Source organism: Roseibium salinum, from assembly GCF_026240905.1.
GTDB classification, from domain to species: Bacteria; Pseudomonadota; Alphaproteobacteria; order Rhizobiales; family Stappiaceae; genus Roseibium; species Roseibium salinum.
In genome coordinates this window covers 2,080,284-2,102,310 of the sequence record NZ_JAPEVI010000003.1, presented here as the reverse complement: position 1 = coordinate 2,102,310, position 22,027 = coordinate 2,080,284, and the positions used below count along the sequence as shown (strand labels likewise).

The window sequence follows — 22,027 nt, the reverse complement described above, 5'->3', positions numbered from 1 at the left end:
AAAAACATAGCCTAATTTGAGCTGAGGTTGGAATATGCCGTTGGGGAATGCTTGATTGCGCGCATAGAGCGTGGAATCTTGTGACGCATCGTTCCTATTGCAACTATAACCCAAAGGGGAGAGCGATATGTTGAAGTCCATGCGTGTATCAGCGCTTGCGGCTGCTTTGATGGCTGCCACATCTCTAACCGCGTTTGCCGAGGTGGTGTATCACCGCGGCAATACGGCCGACCCGGAAACCCTCGACCAGCACAAGACCTCCACGGTCTATGAGGCCCATATCCTTCGCGACCTTTACGAAGGGCTGGTAACCTACGCGGCCGACGGGCAGATCATTCCCGGCGTCGCCGAAGACTGGACCATCTCCGACGACGGCACGGTCTACACGTTCACCCTGCGCGACAACGCCAAGTGGTCCAACGGCGACCCGGTGGTTGCCGGCGATTTCGAATATTCGCTCCGCCGAATCATGACCCCGGACACCGGCGCGAAATACGCGACCGTTCTTTATCCGATCATGAACGCGGAAAAGGTCAACAAGGGTGAGGCGAAGCCGGAAGAGCTCGGCGTGAAGGCGGTCGATGACAAGACGCTGGAGATAACGCTCGAAAGTCCCACCCCGTTTTTCGTCGACCTGCTGGGCCACCAGACGGGCCTTCCGGTTCATCCGGCGACAGTTGAAGAGCACGGCACCGACTTCGTGAAAGCGGAAAACTTCGTTTCCAACGGCGCCTACACGCTGACCGAGTTCGTTCCCAACGCCCATATCAAGGCCGTCAAGAACCCGCATTTCCACGATGCGGCCAATGTCCAGGTCGAGACCATCTTCTACCATCCGACCGAGGACCGCGGCGCGGCCCTCCGCCGTTTCCAGGCCGGTGAACTGCATACCAACAACGACGCGCCGACCGAGCAGGTCGACTTCATGCGGGAAAATCTCGGCGACCAGTTCCGCGTCGCGCCGTATCTCGGCACCTACTATTACGCCCTGAACCACGAAGACGAAAATCTCGCCAAGCCGGAGGTTCGCCAGGCGCTTTCCATGGCGATCGACCGAGAGTTTCTCGCCGACGAGATCTGGGGCTCGACCATGGTCGCGGGTTATTCCTTCGTTCCGCCGGGCATCGGCAACTATGGTGAACCGGCCTATGCGGACTACAAGGACATGTCCCAGATCGACCGCGAGGAAAAAGCGGCCGATTTGCTGGAAGCGGCCGGCTACGGTCCGGACAAGCCGCTCAAGCTGACGATCAACTACAACACGTCAGAAAATCACAAGAACACGGCCGTGGCGATTGCCGACATGTGGAGCCCGCTTGGTGTTGAAGTATCGCTGGTCAACACCGATACCAAGACCCATTACGCCATGCTGCGTGACCGTCAGGATTTTGACGTCGCCCGGGCCGGCTGGATCGGTGACTATTCCGACCCGCAGAACTTCCTGTTCATGGTTGAAAGCGACAATACCGGCTTCAACTATGCCCGCTACGAGAACCCGGAATACGATGCGCTGATGGACGAGGCTGCGGCCACCATCGACCTGGAGAAGCGTGCCGGGATCCTGAAGCAGGCTGAAGAGATCTTCATGCGCGACCTGCCGTTCATCCCGCTGATGTACTACGGGTCCATGAACCTGGTCTCCGACAAGGTCTCCGGTTTTGAAGACAACCTCCTCAACATCCACCCGACCCGCTGGATCAGCATCTCCGAATGAACCCGCAAACCACGAGACCGGCAGGGATTTCCCTGCCGGTTTTCGCAAGGCGGCAGCCATTTCGACCGTGTTTGATCATGTCTCACCTGTCAGAGCTCGAGCGCATTGCCGGCGCAGTGCGGGCCTGACAGGATGTGACCTTATTGGGCATGGCCGGCATCAAGTCCGCCATGAAAAACGACAAGGGCAGAGCTTATGCACCGGTACGTGCTCGGTCGATTGCTCGGGGCAATCCCGACCCTCTTTCTGATTGTAACGATGGCGTTCTTCCTGATCCGGATCGCTCCGGGCGGACCGTTTGATCTCGAGCGGCCGCTTGAAGCAAAGGTGATGGAGAACCTGAACAGGATCTACCATCTCGACGAGCCGCTGTGGAATCAGTACCTGCTCTATCTGAAGAGCATCGCGCAGCTCGATTTCGGGCCGAGTTTCTATTTCCGCGACTTCACGATCAACGAACTGTTCGCGAGAAGCCTGCCGATCTCCATGCAACTGGGTCTGTCGGCCCTGTGCCTGGCCCTGGTCGTCGGCGGGACGATGGGTGTCTTTGCGGCACTGCGCCAGAACCGGCCGCCCGATTACGCGGTCATGGCGGCCGCGACGCTGGGCGTGACGATACCGAACTTCGTCGTCGCGCCGATCCTGACGCTGATCCTCGGGGTCTGGCTCGGCTGGCTGCCGGTGGGCGGCTGGAACGGCGGCGCTTTCGTCAATGTCATCCTGCCTGTCGTGACGCTTGCCCTGCCGCAGGTTGCCGTTATCGCGCGCCTGACCCGCGGCTCGATGATCGAGGCGATGCGCTCAAATCACGTCCGCACGGCGAGGGCCTACGGCCTGACCAGCTACATGGTGATTGTCGTACATGCACTGAGGGGCGCGATCCTGCCGGTCGTGTCCTATCTCGGTCCGGCCGCGGCCGCCCTGCTGACGGGCTCCGTGGTGATCGAAACCATCTTCGGCATACCGGGCATCGGCCGCTATTTCGTGCAGGGTGCCCTGAACCGCGACTACACCCTCGTCATGGGAACGGTCGTGATCGTGGCCTGCTTCGTTATCCTGTTCAACCTCGTCGTGGATCTGCTTTACGCGCTGCTTGATCCGCGTGTGCGCTACGATTGAGGAGGAGCCTGACGTGACCATGACCGTGACAACCGGCGACGCACCGGCAAAGGGCCGTTCGCTCTGGGAGGATGCGCGCGACCGGCTGTTTGCCAACCGGGCCGCCGTCGCCTCCATGATCGTACTGGCGGCTATCGCGCTGATTTCGATCTTCGGGCCGATCCTGTCCCCCCACGATTACGACGCCGTCTACCAGAACTACGTGAAGGTTCCGGCGAGCCTGGAAGCCTATCCGCGGCCCGAGCAGGTGGAGCCGGGCCTGGAGTCCGCGCTGAAGCGTGCACGCATGACGGTCGAAAGCTACGAGCGGGACGGCGATACCGTCATTGCAAGGGTGTCCTCGAGCCGTGAAATCGATCCGCGCACCACGCGCTATGTCGACCGGAGCGATCTGTTCAGGAACGCTGAACTGACCGACATGTCGGCCGACAGGAAATCCGCGACCATGCGGGCCGAAATCAACCACATGCATTTCTATTTCGGCACGGACTCCAACGGCCGTGACATGATGACCCGGACCTTCATCGCCGGCCGCGTGTCGCTGACCATCGGTCTGCTGGCAACGATCGTGGCCATCTCGATCGGCGTCCTCTACGGGGCGACGTCCGGCTATCTCGGCGGGCGCGCCGACCAGTTGATGATGCGCGTCGTCGACATTCTCTATTCGCTGCCCTTCATCTTCTTCGTGATAATGCTGGTGGTGTTCTTCGGCCGCAATTTCATCCTGATGTTCATTGCCGTGGGTGCCGTGGAATGGCTGGACATGGCGCGCATCGTGCGTGGCCAGACGCTCACCATCAAACGCCAGGAATACGTGCAGGCGGCCGAGGCCATGGGCGTTAGCGACCGCGGCATCGTGCGCCGGCACATTATTCCCAATACGCTCGGACCCGTGGTGGTGTACATGACGCTGCTGGTCCCCAAGGTCATCCTGCTGGAGAGTTTCCTGTCCTTCCTGGGGCTCGGCATTCAGGAGCCGATGACCAGCTGGGGCGTTCTGATTTCCGAAGGCGCCCGCAACCTTCAGGGAGCCGCCTGGATGCTCATCTTCCCCTCCATCTTCCTGACATCGACCCTGTTCGCGCTGAACTTCATCGGCGACGGGCTGCGCGATGCCCTGGACCCGAAAGACCGGTAGGAGATGACCATGACCACGAAAAGCAACAAGACGGTCCTCTCCATCAAGGACCTGACGGTCAATTTCGACACGCCGACCGGCACGGTCGAGGCCGTGCGCGGCGTCGATATCCATGTCGAGGCGGGCGAGACCGTCGCCATCGTCGGGGAGAGCGGTTCGGGCAAGAGCCAGGCCATGATGGCCGCCATGGGGCTTCTGGCCTCCAACGGTCGCACCGGAGGCGAAGTGCTCTTTGAGGGGCGCAACATTCTCGGACTGCCCATCAGCGAGCTGAACGACATTCGCGGCGCCAAGATCACCATGATCTTCCAGGAGCCGATGACCTCGCTCGATCCGCTCTATACGATCGGTCGTCAGCTGGCCGAGCCGATGGTCGTGCATGGCGGGCTTTCCTGGAAGGCGGCCCGCGCCAAGGCCCTCGACCTGCTCAGGCTCGTGAACATTCCCGATCCGGAGCGCAAGATCAAATCCTATCCTTACGAGATGTCGGGCGGTCAGCGTCAGCGCGTGATGATCGCGATGGCGCTCGCCAACGATCCGGACGTGCTGATCGCCGATGAACCGACGACCGCGCTGGACGTGACCACCCAGGCCCAGATCCTGGATCTTCTGGCCGATCTTCAAAAGCGCCTCGGGATGTCGGTGATCTTCATTACCCATGACCTCGGCATCGTCCGGCGCATTGCCGACCGCGTCTACGTGATGAAGACCGGGGAGGTGGTCGAAAGCGGTGAGACCGACAAGATCTTCACCCTGCCCGAGCATCCCTACACAAAGATGCTCCTGGACGCCGAGCCGACCGGACACAAGAAGCCCGTTCCCGCCAGCGCGCCGGTCCTTCTGGAAGCGCAGAAGGTCAATGTCGAATTCGAACTCTCCTCCGGCTGGCTGAAACCGGCGCACATCCTGAGGGCTGTCGACGATATCAGTTTCTCCCTGCGCAAGGGCCAGACACTCGGTATTGTCGGCGAAAGCGGTTCGGGCAAGTCGACCCTCGGCCGCGCGGTTCTCAACCTGCTTCCGGCCAGCGGCCGCGTGGTCTTCCAGGGGCAGCAGATCTCGGGCAAGGACCGCGCCTCAATGCGCGGCCTGCGCAAGCACATGCAGCTGATCTTTCAGGACCCGTTCGGCTCCCTGAGCCCGCGCATGACGGTCGGCCAGATCATTTCCGAAGGTCTCCTGGTACACGAGCCGTCGCTGACGGCCAAGGACAGGGACGCCAGGGCGTGCCAGGCACTTGAGGAAGTTTCACTCGACCCTGCCACGCGCAACCGCTACCCGCACGAATTCTCGGGCGGACAGCGCCAGCGCATAGCGATTGCGCGCGCCATGGTGCTGAAGCCGCAGCTGGTGGTGCTGGACGAACCGACCTCTGCCCTGGACCGGACGATCCAGAAGCAGGTCGTCGAACTCCTGAGGGAATTGCAGAGGGCGCACGGCCTGACCTATCTGTTCATCAGCCACGATCTTGCCGTGGTGCGGGCCCTGTCCGACACGGTGATGGTCATGCAGCGCGGCAAGGTGGTCGAAGCCGGCACGACGGACGAGATCTTCGAAGCGCCGAAGAGTGGATATACGAAGGAACTGATCGCGGCGGCCATGCTGACCCAGCGGCAGATGATGGAAACCGCCTGACCGCGCCGTTCCGGCTGGTCCGGTTTTCCGGGAATATGCGTCAATATTGTCGGGAAATGCTCTAAATGCGGCGCGCTCCGCCCATCCCGAGGGGGACGTCATCATATTCGCCATTCAGATCGTCTAGATCCGTGCCGTAGAAATGCGGTGCCAGCAGCACGGCACTGGAAAGGATGTGCGCTTTCAGCGCAGCCAGGGTCCGCTGAACGTTCCTGGCTTCCAACGCCTCGATGATCACGCGGTGGCGGGTCACGGAAGGGTCCCTCCAGTCGGATTCCGACCGGCGTGTCGGCAGCATGACCCTTTGCACCATGGTGATGGTTCGAACCAGCATGGGTTCCAGAACCGGCATCCGGGCGATCCGGAAAAGCTTCAGGTGAAATGAGAGATCGATTTCCGCGCAGCCGAAAACGTCGCGGTTTGCATGGCATCTCTCAAACTGGCGGTCGAGCTCGCGCAGCTCCGCAAGGTCCTCGGGCGTAACGTTGCCGACTGCCTCGGCAATCCCGGTTGTTTCAATGTCGATGCGTAGTCTCAGCATCAGCCGGGCTTCAAGCTGGCTCGGGTTGGTGACGAAAGTTCCCTGATAGCCGAGACGGACAACCAGGCCGTATTCCTGGAGAAGCATCAGCGCTTCACGGATCGTGCTCTGGGAACAGCCGTAGTCCTGGGCCAGCGATTGTTCGGTGATCGGGCTCTCGGACGTCAGTTCGCCCGTCAGGACCTTCCGCCTGAGATCCTGAAATACCGCTTCGGACTTGCGCGCCCGCTTGCCGTCTGACGCGGAATTTCGCGGCGGAACCTTGTTCGCGGTTTGTTGCATATTCAGGTCGTTGCCCCCGATGGCATCGCGTTGGCAGGCAACGCCCGACGGGGCGTGCCTGCTGTCCGCAGCCGCCGGTCCCCGATTGTTGGCACTTTGCTCGCACCTGAACGCTGTTTAAAACCGAGGTTTAAGTTGCGCAATTAAGTACGATGCCGGACTTGGCAAATTGACGGCTGCAGGAATTAACTATGCATGCATTGTTTTCCGCCGGCCCGCTAAAATCAATTGTTCATTTGCGAGCGCTCGGTCACAAGTTTGCGAGTTCGTTTCTCTCGGAAAAAGGCACTGGGCCATACTCTACGCAGCCGACCTTTCCAGGGCGGACAGCCAGTTCTTGTAGGCGATTTTCTCCAGGACCTGCGCATTAAAGCCCCGCGCGTCCAGGGTTTCCATCAGCCGGCCCAGACCGGTCACATCGCCAAGGTCCGCAGGCAGGACACAGCCGTCGAAATCCGATCCGAGCGCAACGCAATCCTCGCCGAGCCGGTCCACCAGATAAGCGGCGTGATCGGCAATGGTATTAAGGGAAGTGTCCCGCGAATGACCTCCATCCGGACGCAGGAAGGCTACGTGGAAATTGATTCCGACCAGCCCGCCGCTTTCCCTGATGGCGTCCAGCTGCTTGTCTGTCAGGTTGCGGCTGTTCGGGCAGATGGAATGGACGTTGGAATGGCTCGCAACGATCGGCCGTTCGGTGATGCGGGCAACATCCCAGAAGCCCTTTTCGTTGAGATGCGAGACATCGAGCAGAATGCCGAGCTGGTTGCACGCCCTGACAAGGTCCCGTCCTGGGCCGGTTAATCCTGGCCCGATATCAGGAGATGCCGGATTGGCCATCGGCACCCCGTATCCGAAGGCGTTTTCCCGGCTCCAGACGAGGCCGAGGGACCGCAATCCGCGCTTGTGGAGTTCTTCGAGCGCATAGAACTGCGTATCGATCGCTTCGGCCCCTTCGATGTGAACGCTCAATGCCAGCTTCCCGGCTTCGATGGCGGCGCGGATCTCGTCCGGTGACCGGCAGATCGTGACAGCACCCGCCGAGTCCGCCGCAATCCGCTCTGCCCGCTCCAGAAGCCGGTAGGTGAAATCCAGTGCCTTCTTCTGGGGAACCGGCTGGAAGTTGACAGGATCGTTCGGGTTGAACGGTCTTGTGAAATCCTGGTCCGGATTGGAGGGCACGAACATGGCGAACAGCCCGCCGGCGAATCCCGCCTCCTGTGCTCTTGCAAGATCCAGGTGACCTGAGTTCGAGCGCTCGAAAAAGCTGTCTTCGATACCCTTGATGCTGCTGATTTCAAGCTTCAGGAGAGTATCGTTGTGACCGTCAAACACGGGAAAGGGCGATCTGACAGGGGCGTTCTGCACGGAATATCCTTGGGTGGTGGAGGGAGGGACGCAGGTGAACGGGCACCGGGCCGGGTGCAACGGTAATCTAATTGTTCCTTTGGAGAATGTAAGCCACTTTGATTGAAAGTGACTTGCAAGTGGCGAAAAGCTGCCTCAAAGAAGGGAACCGGATTTCTGGAGGTCCCATGAAGCGTCACTATTCGCCGCACGAACCCGCCCCTGCGCGCGAGCGCGGTCTGCTCGACCGCCGCACGCTGCTTGCGGGCGGGCTGTTTCTCGCCGCGGCGCCGCTGGCCGGCTGCCAAACCGTCGTTGGGCTGCCTGGCCAGCCGGCGCTGCCGGACGAGAGTTTTGACTACGCGACAGCCTATGCGGCGCTGCCTGACGGCGATTTCACCTGGCCGGCGATCAACTACAAGAGCTTCGACGAGAAATACTGGCGGCAGGTGGTCGAATACAAATCCCGTCAGACGCCCGGTACGGTCGTCGTGGACCCCTACAACAATTTCCTCTATTGGACCCTTTCCAGAGACAAGTGCCTCAGATACGGGATCGGCGTCGGCCAGGCTGGATTTGCATGGTCGGGAGAGGCGTTGATCCGCGTCAAACGCGAACATCCCCTCTGGCGCCCTCCGCGGGAAATGATCGCCCGCAAGCCGTCGCTGGAACGCTACTGGGTGGAAGGCTATCCGCCCGGCCTGAAAAATCCGCTCGGCGCACGGGCCATGGACCTGTGGCAAGGGTCCACGGACACGCTCTACCGCATTCACGGTACCAATCAGCCGTCCTCGATCGGCAAGAGTGTTTCCTCCGGCTGTATCCGCATGTGGCAGCAGGATGTGATCGACCTCTTCAACCGTGTTCCGCTCAGGACAAAGGTGGTCGTCCTCGACAAGGCCCCGCAAACCACAGCTTGAGCCCCCGGCACGCCGCCGGTCAGCTGCTACACGTTCTGCATCAGCGCGACGTCATGGAAGACGGCGCCGAAATGGCAGACCGCGGCGGCCAGGACAAAGGCGTGCCAGATGGCGTTCTGGAAGGGCAGGCGTTTCCAGGCATAAAAGAGCGTGCCGATCGTGTAGAGCAGTCCGCCTGCCAGGATCATGTAGAAACCGAAAGGCGTGGCCTTCTCGATGAGCGGTTTGGCTGCGAAGACGGCGACCCAGCCAAGAGCGAGATAGATCGGCACGGTCAGCCGTTCGAGGCCGGTCAGATGAACCAGCTTGATGATCGCCCCGGCCACGGCACCGGTCCAGACGAATGCCAGCAGGATCCCGCCCGTCCATCCGCCGATCATGATGGCGGCAAGGGGCGTGTAGGTTCCGGCGATCATCAGGAAGATGGCGGCGTGGTCCAGGCGCCGGAGAATGCCGGATCTATGCTCTCTTGCGAACATGTTGTAGAGCGCCGAACAGATCAGCATCGCCATCAGGCATCCGGCATAGATCATCACGGTCACCTGGCGCGCGGGATCGCCGGCATCCCAGAGCGTGACGGCCAGGACCAGGGTTGCCGTCAGTCCCAGGCAGATCCCGATCATATGGACGGCGCCGTCGGCAACGAATTCCGCCAGCGTCTGAGGTCTGGGCGTCTGCGTGGTCGGCATGGAATGTAACCTCGATGGTATTGAACACGTGAAGGCGGCAACGCGGCCTCTCGAAGACCAGTTATGCTGGCGAACTTGCTAAAATTTGGGCAAGGCAAGTCCGATCTGTGGATAGCTTTGCATGGCGCAATAGCGAACGAAAACTACGCATTTATCCTTCCCTTGCTCTGATGGCGCAGACTTGCTTTAAAAGTCTTCCCTTTTGAAACACGCCTTGCAAACGTTCGCAAATCCGGAACTTCTCAATGAGCAACCACCTGTTTGATGCCCTGACCGCCTATATTCCGGATCCGGACAAAATGTTCCTGGAAACCGCGGACGGCACCGGTCTCAGCTACCGGGAAATGCTCGCCCGCTCGGCGCAGTATGCAGGAGCCTTGCACAAGCTCGGCGTAAAACCGGGGGACCGGGTGGCCGCGCAGGTGGAGAAATCCCCCGACGCCCTGATGCTCTATCTCGGTACGATACGGGCAGGCGGGGTCTTCTTGCCGCTCAACACCGCGTATACGCCCGCCGAAGTCGGCTACTTCGTCGGAGACGCGGAACCCTCCGTCTTTGTCTGCGACCCTGCCAGGGCCGATGCGCTGGCCGGCGTCGCGCAGAAGGCGGGGGCGAAGCTGCAGACCCTCGATGCGGACGGCAGGGGCGGTTTGAGCGAGCTTGCCGACACAATGCCGGGCCAGTATGGCAACCGGGCGAGGGCGGCGGAGGACCTTGCCGCGATCCTCTACACCTCCGGTACGACCGGCCGGTCGAAGGGCGCCATGCTCAGCCATGACAATCTCGCCTCCAACCCCTATGACGGCGAGCGCCGCCCGGGAACCGTCGGCTTTGCACTGCCCGGCGTCGGCCTGCGCATCGTCGACTCCAGGACGGGCCGGGAAGTGCCCCGGGGCGAGGTCGGCATCATCGAAGTCAAGGGATCGAACGTCTTTCAGGGTTATTGGCGCATGCCTGAAAAGACGGCGCAGGAATTTCGCGTCGACGGCTATTTCATCACCGGCGACATGGGCCGCGTCGATGAGGACGGCTACGTTTCCATCGTCGGCCGGTCGAAAGACCTGATCATTTCCGGCGGATTCAACGTCTACCCCGCCGAAGTCGAAGCTCTGCTGGACGAGGTGCCGGGCGTTGCCGAAAGCGCTGTGATCGGCGTACCGCACGCCGATTTCGGCGAAGCTGTGGTGGCCGTCTTGGCGGCTAAACCCGGTGCGGCAATCGACGAGGAAACCGTCCAGGCATCCCTGGCGGACCGGCTCGCCAGGTTCAAGCAGCCGAAAAAGGTGCATGTGCTGGACACACTTCCCCGCAACGCCATGGGCAAGATCCAGAAGAACGTCCTGCGCGACCAGTTCAAGCATGATTTTGCCTGACCGCTGACGACGCCGGTCGGCCGTCCGGTCTCCTTCAGGAGCCGGAAGATCGCGTGCCGAAGGCAAGGGTGGACAGAGCACGGTCGGTCTTGCGGCTCCATGAGGCAAGTGCCGCGGCCAAGCGGGCGGACGGACTGCCGTCCGGGTCTGACGCCCGCCTCACGCACCACCAATCCATCGACACGCCTTCCTCGCTGATCGGCCGGGAGATGAGCGTGCCATCTGCAAGCTCCGGCTCGATCGCCCATTTGCTGAAGATGGCAACGCCGAAGCTGGCCCGGACCAGGTCGATCACGGCCTCGGGCGTCGGCATCGGAGTGAGCCGGCGGAACGGCTTGGAGGGCGCGCCAAGCAGGGTCGTCCAGTCGAAACCGGGTTCGGCGGTGAGCGGATAGATGAAGAAGCGCTCGTCGCCCATGTTCAGGCTGTTGACGACCGTCTCCGAAGCAAGCGGATGGTTCTTCGACAAAACGGCGACAATCGGGTTCGAGCCCAGCTTGATGCTGTGGAAGCGGGTCGACGCGGGTTCCCTGCCGAAGATCAGCGATACGTCGACCGAGCCGTCGAGAAGCGAGGCCAGGGGATGCGCGGTTGCCCTTCCCGACAGATCCACGGAAAGGCGCGGATCGGCCGTCTCCAGGTATTCGAGAAACGCCGGAAACCAGTGATAGCGGCTGTAGGTCGCCTGGCCGAGGCGCACGAGTATCCTGGCCTGGCGCGCGCGTTCCTCCAGTTCCTGCTCCAGCCGGAACAACTCGCCGAGAAACGTCTCACCCAGATGCCGCAGCCGCTCGCCCTCAGGCGTCAGCTCGAAGCCCGTCTCAATGCGCTGCACCAGGGGAAGGCCGATCCGGCGCTCGGCCTCGCGCAGCCTGTGCGAGGCGGCGGACTGGGTGACGCCGAGGCGCGCGGCGGAGGTGGTCATGCTGCCGGTCTCGGCAATCGCGGAGAGCAGGGTCAGATGATGGATGGCAAGGCGCGGTATCATGAGTGCATGAAAGCATTTCATGAAAAGAATGAAAACTAAGAATTTTATTTATGTAATTTGCGGCGTTATCGACGTTGCATGATGATTTCCACGCTTCCACGTCCGGCTCTCGGCCCAACAGGGGCAACCCTCGTCATTGCCGCCTGCGCGGCCTGCTTCGGCCTGGTTCCGTTGTTCGTGCGGGACTTGCAGGCGCTCGGAGCGGGTCCGGCGACGATTGCGCTCTACCGCTTCGGCTTTTCCGCGCTGTTCCTTCTGCCTTTCGTGCCGCTGGAGCGGCACAAGCGCGGCGGAGCACTTCTTCTGGCCGGAGCCGGGGCGGTGCTCGGCCTCAGCCTGATCGGCTATCTGGAAGCGATGACCCGGGCGCCCGTCGCTGCCGCTGGGGTCGTCTACATGTCCTATCCGGTGTTCGCGGCGCTGTTTGCCTGGGTGCTGTTGCGGCAGGCTCTCACATGGCGGTCGTTTCTCGCGGCAGGTCTCGTGCTTGGCGCAGCGGCGCTGTTGCTGGATCCGTCGTCCCTGTCATCGGAAATCCTTTCCGCGCTTCTCTGGGCCATCCCGGCACCGATTGCCTTCGGCTTTCTGCTGGTGGTGCTGAGCGGTCCGGCCGGACAGCTCAATTCGCTCGAGCGGACCGTATGCGGTCTTCTCGGCTCCGTTGCCGGGCTGCTGCCGCTGGCGCTTCAGGAAGGCCAGGGCACGGTCCTGCCATCCTCTCCGGAGCAATGGGGACTGATCGTGGCGATGGGTCTGATGACGGTGCTGATCCCGCAGGTGCTTTTCACAATCGCCTGCCAGCGGGTCGGTCCGGTTCGCACGGCCGCTGCCGGAAGTCTTGAACTGCCGGCCATGTTTCTTGTCGGCTGGCTGGTGTTCGGCGAAGAGGTCGGTCTGCGCGAAGCCGTGTCGGCTTTGCTGGTCCTGTCCGCAATCCTTGCCGCACCGGCTATCCGTGCAGGGCAGGGCCCGTCGAGCGTAGTCCTCAGGCCAGGATAATAACTTGATATAAAGTATCTTGACATAAAGATAATTGATCCTATCTCCATGCCATCAGTGGGCGAACGGCCCTCGTAGCGACATGGAGAAACCCGTATGACCGCCAGAACACCCGATCATCCCGTCCAGGATCTGTTTTTGAACCGCTGGTCGCCGCGCGCATTCGACGGCTCGGAAATGCCGGAAGCGGATCTGAAGACCATTCTGGAAGCGGCCCGCTGGTCGCCGTCGGCCTTCAACATTCAGCCCTGGCGGTTTGTCTATGCCCGGCGCGGCGACACGGACTGGCATCGCCTCGTCGAACTGCTCGATCCGTTCAATCAGGCATGGGCCCGGAATGCATCCGCGCTGGTCTATCTCTTTACCGACACGGAAATCGACGGCAGGGACGGCAAGCCCAACCGGGCGAACGGGACCCATTCCTTCGATGCCGGGTCGGCCTGGGCCCACGCGGCCCTGCAAGCCACCGCTCTCGGCTATCACACCCATGGCATGGCGGGGATATTGAAGGACAAGATCCACGAAGCGCTCGCCGTACCCGAGCGGTTCAGGCCGGAAATCGCCTTCGCGATCGGGTGCATCGGCGATGCATCGGAGTTGCCGGAGAGCCTCAGGGCCCGGGAAGTCCCGAGCGGGCGCAAACGCTTGAACGAGATCGCCTTTGCCGGCGGCTGGGGCGTGGCCCGTTGAAGGCGACCTACAGGTGCCCGGTCTTCCGCCAGACGCGGGCGCCATGCCTCGTAGTGATGACCTGCCGGCTTGCGGCCGGCAGGCGCAGCCAGGTGCCCTGATCGTATGTGCCGTCCTGGTCTTTAAAACTGCCTTCGACGACGAAATACTCCGCGCCGCCCGGAAATTCCTGTTCCCCGAAACTGGCGCCGTGCTCCCAGTCCAGCATGACGACTTCTTCGTCGGCACGAATGAGGAGCGGCAGAATATGCTCGCCGGAGCGGCCGTTCTGCCAACCGGAAGGATCCAGCGTATTGACCCGCACGAAAGCATCATCGTCCGGCTGCATCTGCCGCAGCTTCACCAGAATGACCGCCCCCGGTTCGCTGGAGGGCGTGTGGCGGGACCCGGGTGGATTGCGCACATACATGCCTTTCGGATAGTCGCCGCTCTCGTCGGAAAAGACCCCGTCCAGAACCAGGAACTCCTCGCCCAGCTCATGGCTATGCGCGGCAAAGGCCGAGCCCGGCGCGTAGCGGACCAGACTGGTGGCACGGGCCACCTCGTCGCCGTCCCTCTCCAGCATGCGCCGTTCGACGCCCGCCATGGGGGAGGAAACCCACTCCAGAGTGGCACTGTCGACAACGGCCCGCTCGCTCAGATCAGCGTGAATTTTCATCGAGATCCCCTCCCTTTCCGACGTCACTCCGAGAATGGCATCCCGGTTTGTCGGACATGGGATCACGAACCGGCAATTGAGGAAACAGGAATTGAAATCAACGTGATCGATTTGTGCCGGCCGGGCGGTGGAATTCTGGGAAAACCCCGGTTTCGAAGAGCTGCGGCTTTGCAAGAGGTGCGGAATCATGCTCACTACCGCCCTGCAGAATTCAACGGATGGAAGAATCCGCAGCGCGGCCGCGGCCGCGCTTGAAGTGGTCGCATGACGGTACAAATCGACATCGGAGAAATGACAGGCGGCGCGCGCGCCGGACTCGATCTGGAAGAGCTGCTGGCCACGCGCCTTTTGGTGCAGGGGAATTCCGGCTCGGGAAAATCGCATCTTCTGCGGCGTTTGCTGGAACAATCGGCGAGCTGGGTGCAGCAGGCGATCATCGATCCGGAGGGGGACTTCGCCTCGATCGCCGACAAGTTCGGCCATGTGGTCGTGGATGCCGTGGGCACCGAAAAGGACCTGCAGATGATTGCGGGCCGGGTGCGCCAGCACCGCGTTTCGGTCGTGCTCAACCTGGAGGGGCTCGATGCGGACCGCCAGATGAAGGCCGCGGCGACTTTTCTCGACGGACTCTTCGATGCCGACCGGGATCTCTGGTACCCTATGCTCGTGGTCGTCGACGAGGCGCAGCTTTTCGCGCCGGCCGCGGCCGGCGAAGTGACCGAGGAAGCCCGCCGCCGTTCGCTTGGCGCCATGACCAACCTGATGTGCCGGGGCCGCAAGCGCGGACTTGCCGGCATCATAGCCACACAGCGCCTCGCCAAGCTTGCCAAGAACGTGGCCGCGGAAGCCTCCAACTTCCTGATGGGCCGGACGTTTCTGGATATCGACATGGCCCGCGCGGCCGACCTTCTCGGCATGGAGCGCCGTCAGGCGGAAACCTTCCGCAATCTGGACCGGGGGCATTTCATCGCGCTCGGCCCTGCCTTGTCCCGCCGTCCGGTGCCGGTCAAGATCGGTCCCGTGGAAACCATTGGCCGCGGCGGCAGCCCGAAGCTGATGCCGTTGCCGGAACAGCCGAAGGAAGACGCCAAGGACCTGATTTTCACTCCTTCGGCCGGCGAGGTTCAGCCGGTTCGCTCGCGCTTTGCCGAGCCCGTCGCCTCGACGGGTGACGTCCTCAGCCAGATCTCCAGTGCCGAACGGGCAGGGGACGCGGAGGCAGCGCCGCCGGAAAGCCTTCTGGACTTCGGCAAGCGCGAGGAAAAGATCGCCGAAATCCTGTCCGGCATCCTGGAAGAGGAAGACGCCGCATTCCAGCCGATCGCCACGCTTTACCAGGATTTCCAGGTCCGCTGCCGGATCGCCAAGCTTCCCGGCGGCGCTCCCGACCTGCAGAGCTTCCGCGAGAAGCTCTCGGTCGCCAGGGCCGGCGTCGAGAAAGGCGAGATGGATGATGGCGCCTGGGCCCAGGCGGAGCTTATCGCGGCGGAGCTTCCCGAGGACATGCGCGGCGTCTATCTGCTGCTCGCCAAGGCCGCGCTCGCCAAGGCGCCATGCCCGGGAAACCTGGAGATCGCCACCGCCTACGGAACGCGCTCCCCGGGCCGCGCCCGCTGGCTGCTCAGCCACATGGAAGAACGCGGTTTTCTGGTCTGCGCAACTGACCTGCGCGGCAACCGCATCGTCACCCTGTCGGATCTCGGCTGGCAGACCGCTCCGGGAGATGAGGCGGCCGCCTGAGCGGCTTCTGCGGATCGGGCGAAGCTTCTGTTGTTGGATTGAGAGAGGTCACGGCGCTGCGTCACCGGGGCCCGCAAGCTCGGCAGGAACGAGATTCTCTTTCAGATAGCCGGCTGCCGTCCCTGCAAAGGCAAGAGCCTCGCCGCCTAGGCGCAAACCGAAGTGGCAAGATAGACAATTGCCGAGGCTCCATCATATCGCCGGTCGCATCCGCCGGCCGGCGGGCAGCGGCTGAGCGGCCGGTTCGGAAGCCAGAAGATAGTCCAGTTGCGACAGTTCCAGGGTGAGACCGTCGATAGTGCGGTCCAGCACGCTTTCCAGATAACTGCCGCCGGGAGAGCGATCGCGGATGTCGATGGCCCGGTCCCGCGCCTTGCGCAGGTAAAGCATCATCGTGCGCACTTCTTCCGGCGTGACATCGATGCGTGGTGTCTCCAGGCGCGGGGAAGACTGTACGACGGAGGAGCGTGTCGGGTTGGCCATTTGCATCGGTCGCCTCAAATGTTCCTGCTTTGTTCTCTTTCATACTCCACCGTGCGAAATTGATCAAGCCGGTCTTGCGCAAAACTTCGCCGTGGGCCGGTCTGGAAGGCGCGGGGGATTAAAAAAGGCCCGCGCAACGGCTTGCGCGGGCCCCACTTTTGATCTTTCGGGCGATTATGCCGCCCGCACACGTACCAGGAAGTCGGCAATCGTCGCCTGCAGCCCCTGAGCCTGTTGCGACACGGACTGCGAGACCGAAAGAACATCCGCAGCCGAACTGCTGGTTTCGTCCGCGGCCTGCATGACGTCGCCCACGCTGGTGCTCATGTCGTTGGTGCAGTTCGCGGCCTGCTGGACGTTGTGGCTGATCTCGTTGGTGGCATCGCCCTGTTGCGAGATCGCGGCGGCGATGGCTGCGGTGAACTGGTTCACCTCTTCCATCGTGCTGGCGATTTCCTGGATCGAGCCGACGGCATTGCGCGTCGACGACTGGATGCCGGTGACCTGGGCCGAGATCTCTTCCGTGGCCTTGGCGGTCTGTGTCGCCAGTTCCTTCACTTCCGCGGCAACCACCGCGAAGCCCTTGCCGGCTTCCCCGGCGCGGGCCGCTTCGATGGTCGCGTTCAGGGCGAGCAGGTTGGTCTGCTCGGCAATCGCCTGAATGAGGCTGAGGACTTCGCCGATCTTCTGGGCGGCGCTGTCGAGGCTGCCGACCTTGTCGTTGGACTCGTTTGCCGCGCGGGTGGCGCTGTTGACGACATCCTTGGTCTGCTCGATCTGGCGGCCGATTTCCGAAATCGATGCGGAAAGCTCCTCTGCCGCCGAGGCGACGGTCTGCACGCTGCCCTGGGCGACGTCGGAGGAGTTTGCGACGGAAGACACCTTTGCGGATGTGTCCCGCGCGATGGCGTCAAGGGCTGCGGCGGTGTGCTCCATCCGCTCGGTATCACCGCTGACCTGATCCAGAACGGCCTGGACTTCCCGTTCGAAGGATTCGATCAGCGTCTCGATCGTCTTCTGCCGCTCAAGCTGGCTCTGCTGCGCAAGCTCCGTATTGCTTTGCAGCGACCGGCGCTCGTTTTCGTTTGCGACAAAGACTTCCAGCGCCCCGGCCATCTGGCCGATTTCGTCCTTGCGGCCGGTATAGGCAACTGGCGTTTCCGCGTCGCCCGCAGCCAGTTCACGCATCCGCGCGGTCAGGGCCTGAACCGGACCGGCGATGGTGGAGCCGAGCATCCACATCAGGATGGTGCCTGCCACCAGCAGCGCGAGCGCAAGCAACAGGCTCATCTGCATGGTGGAATTGGCGCTGGCGAGCAGTTCGCTTTCATCGACCGCGACGATCACGAACCAGCGCTGGCCGGTTCCGTCCAGTTCGAACGCCTGAATGGATTCGGCAGTCCCCTCGCGGGTCGTGAAGGTCGCTTCGCCGCTCATGGCCTTGAGCCGCTCCACGATCTCGCTGTCGGCCTTCTGGCCGAGAAGGGCTTCGTCCGGATGGGAAACCCACACACCGGCCTCGCTCAACAGGCCGACATAACCGGTCTCATAGGTCTGACTGGCACTGACGGCCTCCTGCAGGCCCGTCAGGGAGACGTCGATCGTCGCACCGCCGATGCCGCGTCCGGATACATCCAGGATCGGCGAGGAGGCGGTCGCCATCAGAACGTCGACACCGTTGACAGGGTAGAGATAGGGCTCGGTCATGGTGTCGTGGCCAAGCTTTCTCGGCTTGTCGTACCAGTCTTCCGATCCGCTATCGCCGCCGAAAAGAAGCGGTTCCCAGGCGACCTTCGCGCCGTCATTGTAGAAATAGGGAATGAACCGGCCTTTTTCGTCCGAGAAATTGGCACCCGCATTGTCCGCGTCACGTCCTGCCATGTCCGGCTCCAGGATCGCGCCACCACCGACGAAATGTTTGTTCCGGCTGATCTGCTGCTGCATGACTGCGCCATAGGCATTGCGGTCGGCAATACCCGCGTGCTGCAGGCCTTCCAGGGCATCGGCTGCCGCGCGCGCGGCCAGTTGGGCCTCGGCGAGCGTCTTGCCCGCGTCAAGAGCGAGCGCTTCGGCCGTCTTGCGGATGAGATCTTCACCGGATTTTTGCGAGGTTCCCTGCGCCATGAAGGTTACGGCCAATATCAGGGCCAGGAATCCGACCAGGAAAACGCCGCTAGAGGCGAAAAAGATTCGATTTCTAAGGGACATGGAATGCTCCAGTGGTGGGTCTGGCGGCAAGCCTAGGCCAAGTACGTAAAGTAAAACTTACGGCATGACCTGGAATCTGAGGTTGCGGCGCTCCGCCGCAACACAGCCGGCCGGGTCTCTTGATCCGGATCGAAATATTGGTTACATCTGTAACTAATATCACCTCTGTACCGGGAGGACATCATGGATCAGAGAACAGACAGCAAGCCGGCATCTGCAACTGGCGGCGGCAATCGATCAGAACTTGAGTATATGCCTGGCTTCGGAAATGACTTTGAAACGGAAGCCCTTCCTGGATCCCTGCCGCAAGGCATGAACAGCCCGCAGAAATGCGCCTATGGTCTTTATGGAGAGCAGCTTTCCGGCACGGCCTTCACCGCGCCCAGCCACCAGAACGAGCGCACCTGGTGCTACCGCATCCGTCCGTCCGTCAAGCACACGAACCGGTTCCGGAAAATCGATGTTCCCTACTGGAAATCCGCGCCGAACATCCTGCCGGACGTCATCTCGCTGGGGCAGTATCGCTGGGACCCGGTGCCCCATGCCGGCGAGGCGCTGAACTGGATCAGCGGCATGCGTACCATGACCACGGCCGGGGACGTCAACACGCAGGTCGGCATGGCGAGCCACATCTACCTGGTGACCAAATCCATGGTGGATGAGTATTTCTTCTCCGCGGACAGCGAGCTCTTGATCGTGCCGCAGGAAGGGCGGCTGCGCTTCGCCACCGAACTGGGCATCATCGACCTGGAGCCGAAGGAGATCGCAATTATTCCGCGCGGCCTCGTCTACCGTGTGGAACTGATCGACGGGCCGGCGCGGGGCTTTGTCTGTGAGAATTACGGTCAGAAATTCGAACTGCCGGGCAGGGGGCCGATCGGCGCCAACTGCATGGCCAACCGCAGGGATTTCAAGACGCCTGTCGCCCATTTCGAGGATCGCGAGACGCCGTCGACGCTGACGGTGAAATGGTGCGGCCAGTTCCACGAGACCAGCATCGGCCATTCGCCGCTGGATGTGGTCGCATGGCACGGCAACTACGCGCCCTGCAAATACGACCTGAGCAACTACTGCCCCATCGGCGCCATCCTGTTCGACCATCCGGACCCGTCGATCTTCACCGTGCTGACGGCGCCGTCAGGCGTGCCCGGCACGGCCAATATCGATTTCGTACTCTTCCGCGAACGCTGGATGGTGGCCGAAAACACCTTCCGCCCGCCCTGGTATCACAAGAACATCATGTCGGAGCTGATGGGCAACATCTACGGCCAGTACGACGCCAAGCCGCAGGGCTTCGTTCCCGGCGGCATGTCGCTCCACAACATGATGCTGCCGCACGGGCCGGACAACAATGCTTTCGAGGGCGCGTCCAACGCCGATCTCAAGGCGGAAAAGCTCGACAACACCATGTCTTTCATGTTCGAAACCAGGTTCCCGCAGCAGCTGAGCGAATTCGCCGCCAAGGAGGCGCCCCTGCAGGATGATTACATTGACTGCTGGGACTCTCTGGAGAAAAAATTCGACGGTACGCCAGAAGGAACCTGGAACAAATAATGAGTGAAACGAAATCGCCGGCACCTGAAGACCGTCTGGTCATCCTCGGTTCCAAGGGCGGTCCGGCCATCCGGCCCGGTGGCCCGTCGCCGACCAGTTCGCTGATCGAGATCGGCGGGCGGCGCTGTGTGGTGGACTGCGGCCTCGGCGTTACCCGTGGACTGGTGGAAGCGGGCGTGGTGCTCAAGGACCTAGACCTTGTCTTCGTCACCCACATGCATTCCGATCACGTCCTGGAACTGGGGCCGCTCCTGCACACCGCCTGGACGACGGGGCTCGCCCGCCCGGTGAAGGTCTACGGGCCCGCTGACCTTGCGCAATACTGGGACGGGTTCCTGAAATCCATGCGCTACGACATTGACCTGCGCATCGAAGACGAAGGCCGTCCGGACCTGCGCAGCCTTGTCGAGATCCATCTGCTGGGGGAAGGAAACGTGCCGCTTGGAGACGACACGCTGACCGTCCGGGCCTTGCGCGTCGACCACCCGCCGGTGACCGACTGTTTTGCCCTGCGGTTCGAGACCGCCGACTGGTCCGTCGTCTTCTCGTCCGACACGGCCTATTTTCCCCCGCTTGCGGAGTTCGCAAAGGGTTGCGATCTTCTGATCCACGAGGCCATGCTGGAACGTGGCGTCGACAGGATCGTTGAGATAACCGGCAACGGCGAGCGCCTGCGCGAACACCTGCTGGCGAGCCACACGATGGCGCCCGACGCGGCAAGGATCGCAACGGCGGCAGGCACGAAAATGCTCGTGCTCAATCATCTCATCCCGGCGGATCTGCCGGGCTTTGAAAAAGAAGAATGGCTGGAGGCGACAAAGGCCTTCGCGGGAGAAACCATCGTCAGCCGGGACGGACTGGCGATCAAAAGGAGCTGAAACCTCATGAAACTGGCATCGCTCAGGGACGGCAGCCGCGACGGCAAGCTGGTGGTGGTCAACGACCGGCTCACCTATTGTACGGAGGCAGGCCACATCGCGCCGACCTTGCAGGCGGCGCTGGACGATTGGGATCGTGTCGCGCCGGAACTGAAGCTCCTGGCCGAAAGCCTCTCTCATGAAGCGGTGCCGATGATCCGCTTTCACGAGCACGACGCCCTGTCGCCGCTGCCGCGCGCCTATCAGTGGGCCGACGGCTCGGCCTATGTCAATCACGTCGAACTGGTGCGCAAGGCCCGCGGCGCCAAGATGCCGGAGACCTTCTGGACCGATCCGCTGATGTACCAGGGCGGTTCCGACACCTTCCTTGCTCCGCGCGATCCGATCAGGATGCGCGATGAAGCCTGGGGCATCGACATGGAGGGCGAGGTCGGCGTGATCACCGGCGACGTCCCGATGGGCATTTCCGCGGAGGACGCCCGCGAAACGATCCGGCTCATTGTGCTGGTCAACGATGTTTCCCTGCGCGGTCTCATTCCGGGGGAACTCGGCAAGGGTTTCGGCTTCTTCCAGTCCAAACCCTCCTCGGCCTTCTCCCCGGTCGCGGTGACGCCCGACATATTGGGGGATGCCTGGAAGGGCGGCAAGCTGCACCTGCCGCTGCATGTGGACCTGAACGGAAAGCCGTTCGGCCGCGCCAATGCGGGCGTCGACATGACCTTCGACTTCGGCCGGCTGATCGCCCACGCTGCGAAAACCCGCTCCCTGTGTGCGGGCACCATCATCGGCTCGGGCACGGTCTCCAACAAGCTTGAGGGCGGACCGGGCAAGCCGGTTGCCGAGGGCGGCGTGGGCTATTCCTGCATCGCGGAACTACGCATGATCGAGACGATCAACTCGGGCGAAGCCAAGACGCCGTTCCTGAAATTCGGCGATTCCGTCCGCATCGAGATGCTGGACGGGGAAGGCCATTCGATTTTCGGAGCGATCGAGCAGACGGTGGAAAAGGCTTGAAACCGTTGTTCTCCATAAGTGTGCCAGCACCGAACGCCGATCCGCAGTCCAGTCGAA

The 22,027-nt window shown here is 62.1% G+C and carries 19 protein-coding genes; 12 read left to right on the top strand and 7 right to left on the bottom strand.

Going from position 1 to position 22,027, the window contains the following annotated elements; all coding sequences use genetic code 11:
- The first annotated feature begins 127 nt into the window (after nt 1-127).
- The 4 genes from ON753_RS14300 (at nt 128) to ON753_RS14285 (ending at nt 5,606) form a co-directional block, all read left to right on the top strand.
- Nucleotides 128-1,714, top strand: a complete 1,587-nt coding sequence (locus ON753_RS14300; RefSeq protein ID WP_265963303.1) for a peptide ABC transporter substrate-binding protein — start codon at nt 128-130, stop codon at nt 1,712-1,714.
- A 195-nt stretch (nt 1,715-1,909) separates the two neighbouring features.
- The gene (gene oppB / locus ON753_RS14295; protein WP_265963302.1) at nt 1,910-2,833 is read left to right on the top strand and encodes an oligopeptide ABC transporter permease OppB; all 924 of its coding nucleotides are present in this window, start codon (nt 1,910-1,912) and stop codon (nt 2,831-2,833) included.
- Nucleotides 2,834-2,852: 19 nt separating this feature from the next.
- A complete protein-coding gene (locus ON753_RS14290) occupies nt 2,853-3,971 on the top strand; it encodes an ABC transporter permease subunit (RefSeq protein ID WP_265963301.1) in 1,119 nt (372 codons plus the stop codon).
- A 9-nt stretch (nt 3,972-3,980) separates the two neighbouring features.
- Nucleotides 3,981-5,606, top strand: a complete 1,626-nt coding sequence (locus ON753_RS14285; RefSeq protein ID WP_265963300.1) for an ABC transporter ATP-binding protein — start codon at nt 3,981-3,983, stop codon at nt 5,604-5,606.
- A 61-nt stretch (nt 5,607-5,667) separates the two neighbouring features.
- Here the strand turns inward: ON753_RS14285 and ON753_RS14280 are convergent, their stop codons facing one another.
- Entirely contained in the window at nt 5,668-6,429 is a 762-nt protein-coding gene (locus ON753_RS14280; protein WP_265963299.1) for a GntR family transcriptional regulator, read from the bottom strand.
- Between the two features lie 300 nt (nt 6,430-6,729).
- On the bottom strand, nt 6,730-7,797 hold the full coding sequence (locus ON753_RS14275) for a dipeptidase (protein ID WP_265963298.1): 1,068 nt from the start codon (nt 7,795-7,797) through the stop codon (nt 6,730-6,732).
- A gap of 167 nt (nt 7,798-7,964) precedes the next feature.
- Here ON753_RS14275 and ON753_RS14270 point away from each other — a divergent pair, with 167 nt between their 5' ends.
- Entirely contained in the window at nt 7,965-8,696 is a 732-nt protein-coding gene (locus tag ON753_RS14270; protein WP_265963297.1) for a L,D-transpeptidase, read from the top strand.
- Nucleotides 8,697-8,722: 26 nt separating this feature from the next.
- Here ON753_RS14270 and trhA read toward each other — a convergent pair whose 3' ends face one another.
- The gene (gene trhA, locus ON753_RS14265; protein WP_265963296.1) at nt 8,723-9,385 is read right to left on the bottom strand and encodes a PAQR family membrane homeostasis protein TrhA; all 663 of its coding nucleotides are present in this window, start codon (nt 9,383-9,385) and stop codon (nt 8,723-8,725) included.
- Between the two features lie 245 nt (nt 9,386-9,630).
- Here trhA and ON753_RS14260 point away from each other — a divergent pair, with 245 nt between their 5' ends.
- A complete protein-coding gene (locus ON753_RS14260; protein ID WP_265963295.1) occupies nt 9,631-10,758 on the top strand; it encodes an AMP-binding protein in 1,128 nt (375 codons plus the stop codon).
- A 34-nt stretch (nt 10,759-10,792) separates the two neighbouring features.
- Here ON753_RS14260 and ON753_RS14255 read toward each other — a convergent pair whose 3' ends face one another.
- A complete protein-coding gene (locus tag ON753_RS14255) occupies nt 10,793-11,746 on the bottom strand; it encodes a LysR family transcriptional regulator (protein WP_265963294.1) in 954 nt (317 codons plus the stop codon).
- 78 nt (nt 11,747-11,824) lie between these two features.
- Here ON753_RS14255 and ON753_RS14250 point away from each other — a divergent pair, with 78 nt between their 5' ends.
- Nucleotides 11,825-12,745 (top strand): DMT family transporter, encoded by a 921-nt coding sequence (locus ON753_RS14250; RefSeq protein ID WP_265963293.1) that lies wholly within the window; start codon nt 11,825-11,827, stop codon nt 12,743-12,745.
- Nucleotides 12,746-12,841: 96 nt separating this feature from the next.
- Entirely contained in the window at nt 12,842-13,435 is a 594-nt protein-coding gene (locus tag ON753_RS14245; RefSeq protein WP_265963292.1) for a nitroreductase family protein, read from the top strand.
- 7 nt (nt 13,436-13,442) lie between these two features.
- Here ON753_RS14245 and ON753_RS14240 read toward each other — a convergent pair whose 3' ends face one another.
- The gene (locus ON753_RS14240) at nt 13,443-14,093 is read right to left on the bottom strand and encodes a cupin domain-containing protein (RefSeq protein ID WP_265963291.1); all 651 of its coding nucleotides are present in this window, start codon (nt 14,091-14,093) and stop codon (nt 13,443-13,445) included.
- Nucleotides 14,094-14,357: 264 nt separating this feature from the next.
- Here ON753_RS14240 and ON753_RS14235 point away from each other — a divergent pair, with 264 nt between their 5' ends.
- On the top strand, nt 14,358-15,833 hold the full coding sequence (locus ON753_RS14235) for a helicase HerA domain-containing protein (RefSeq protein WP_265963290.1): 1,476 nt from the start codon (nt 14,358-14,360) through the stop codon (nt 15,831-15,833).
- A gap of 192 nt (nt 15,834-16,025) precedes the next feature.
- Here ON753_RS14235 and ON753_RS14230 read toward each other — a convergent pair whose 3' ends face one another.
- Complete coding sequence (locus ON753_RS14230; RefSeq protein ID WP_265963289.1) at nt 16,026-16,316, bottom strand: hypothetical protein; 291 nt, start codon at nt 16,314-16,316, stop codon at nt 16,026-16,028.
- 174 nt (nt 16,317-16,490) lie between these two features.
- Nucleotides 16,491-18,524, bottom strand: coding sequence for a methyl-accepting chemotaxis protein (locus tag ON753_RS14225; RefSeq protein WP_265963288.1), 2,034 nt, complete (start codon nt 18,522-18,524; stop codon nt 16,491-16,493).
- Nucleotides 18,525-18,707: 183 nt separating this feature from the next.
- Here ON753_RS14225 and hmgA point away from each other — a divergent pair, with 183 nt between their 5' ends.
- The 3 genes from hmgA to ON753_RS14210 are packed head-to-tail and all read left to right on the top strand — an operon-like array spanning nt 18,708 to nt 21,970.
- The gene (gene hmgA / locus ON753_RS14220) at nt 18,708-20,078 is read left to right on the top strand and encodes a homogentisate 1,2-dioxygenase (protein ID WP_265963287.1); all 1,371 of its coding nucleotides are present in this window, start codon (nt 18,708-18,710) and stop codon (nt 20,076-20,078) included.
- Nucleotides 20,078-20,956, top strand: coding sequence for an MBL fold metallo-hydrolase (locus ON753_RS14215; protein WP_265963286.1), 879 nt, complete (start codon nt 20,078-20,080; stop codon nt 20,954-20,956). The genes hmgA and ON753_RS14215 overlap by 1 nt, the downstream gene beginning before the upstream one ends.
- Before the next feature lie 6 nt (nt 20,957-20,962).
- Nucleotides 20,963-21,970, top strand: a complete 1,008-nt coding sequence (locus ON753_RS14210) for a fumarylacetoacetate hydrolase family protein (protein ID WP_265963285.1) — start codon at nt 20,963-20,965, stop codon at nt 21,968-21,970.
- Nucleotides 21,971-22,027: the final 57 nt, after the last annotated feature.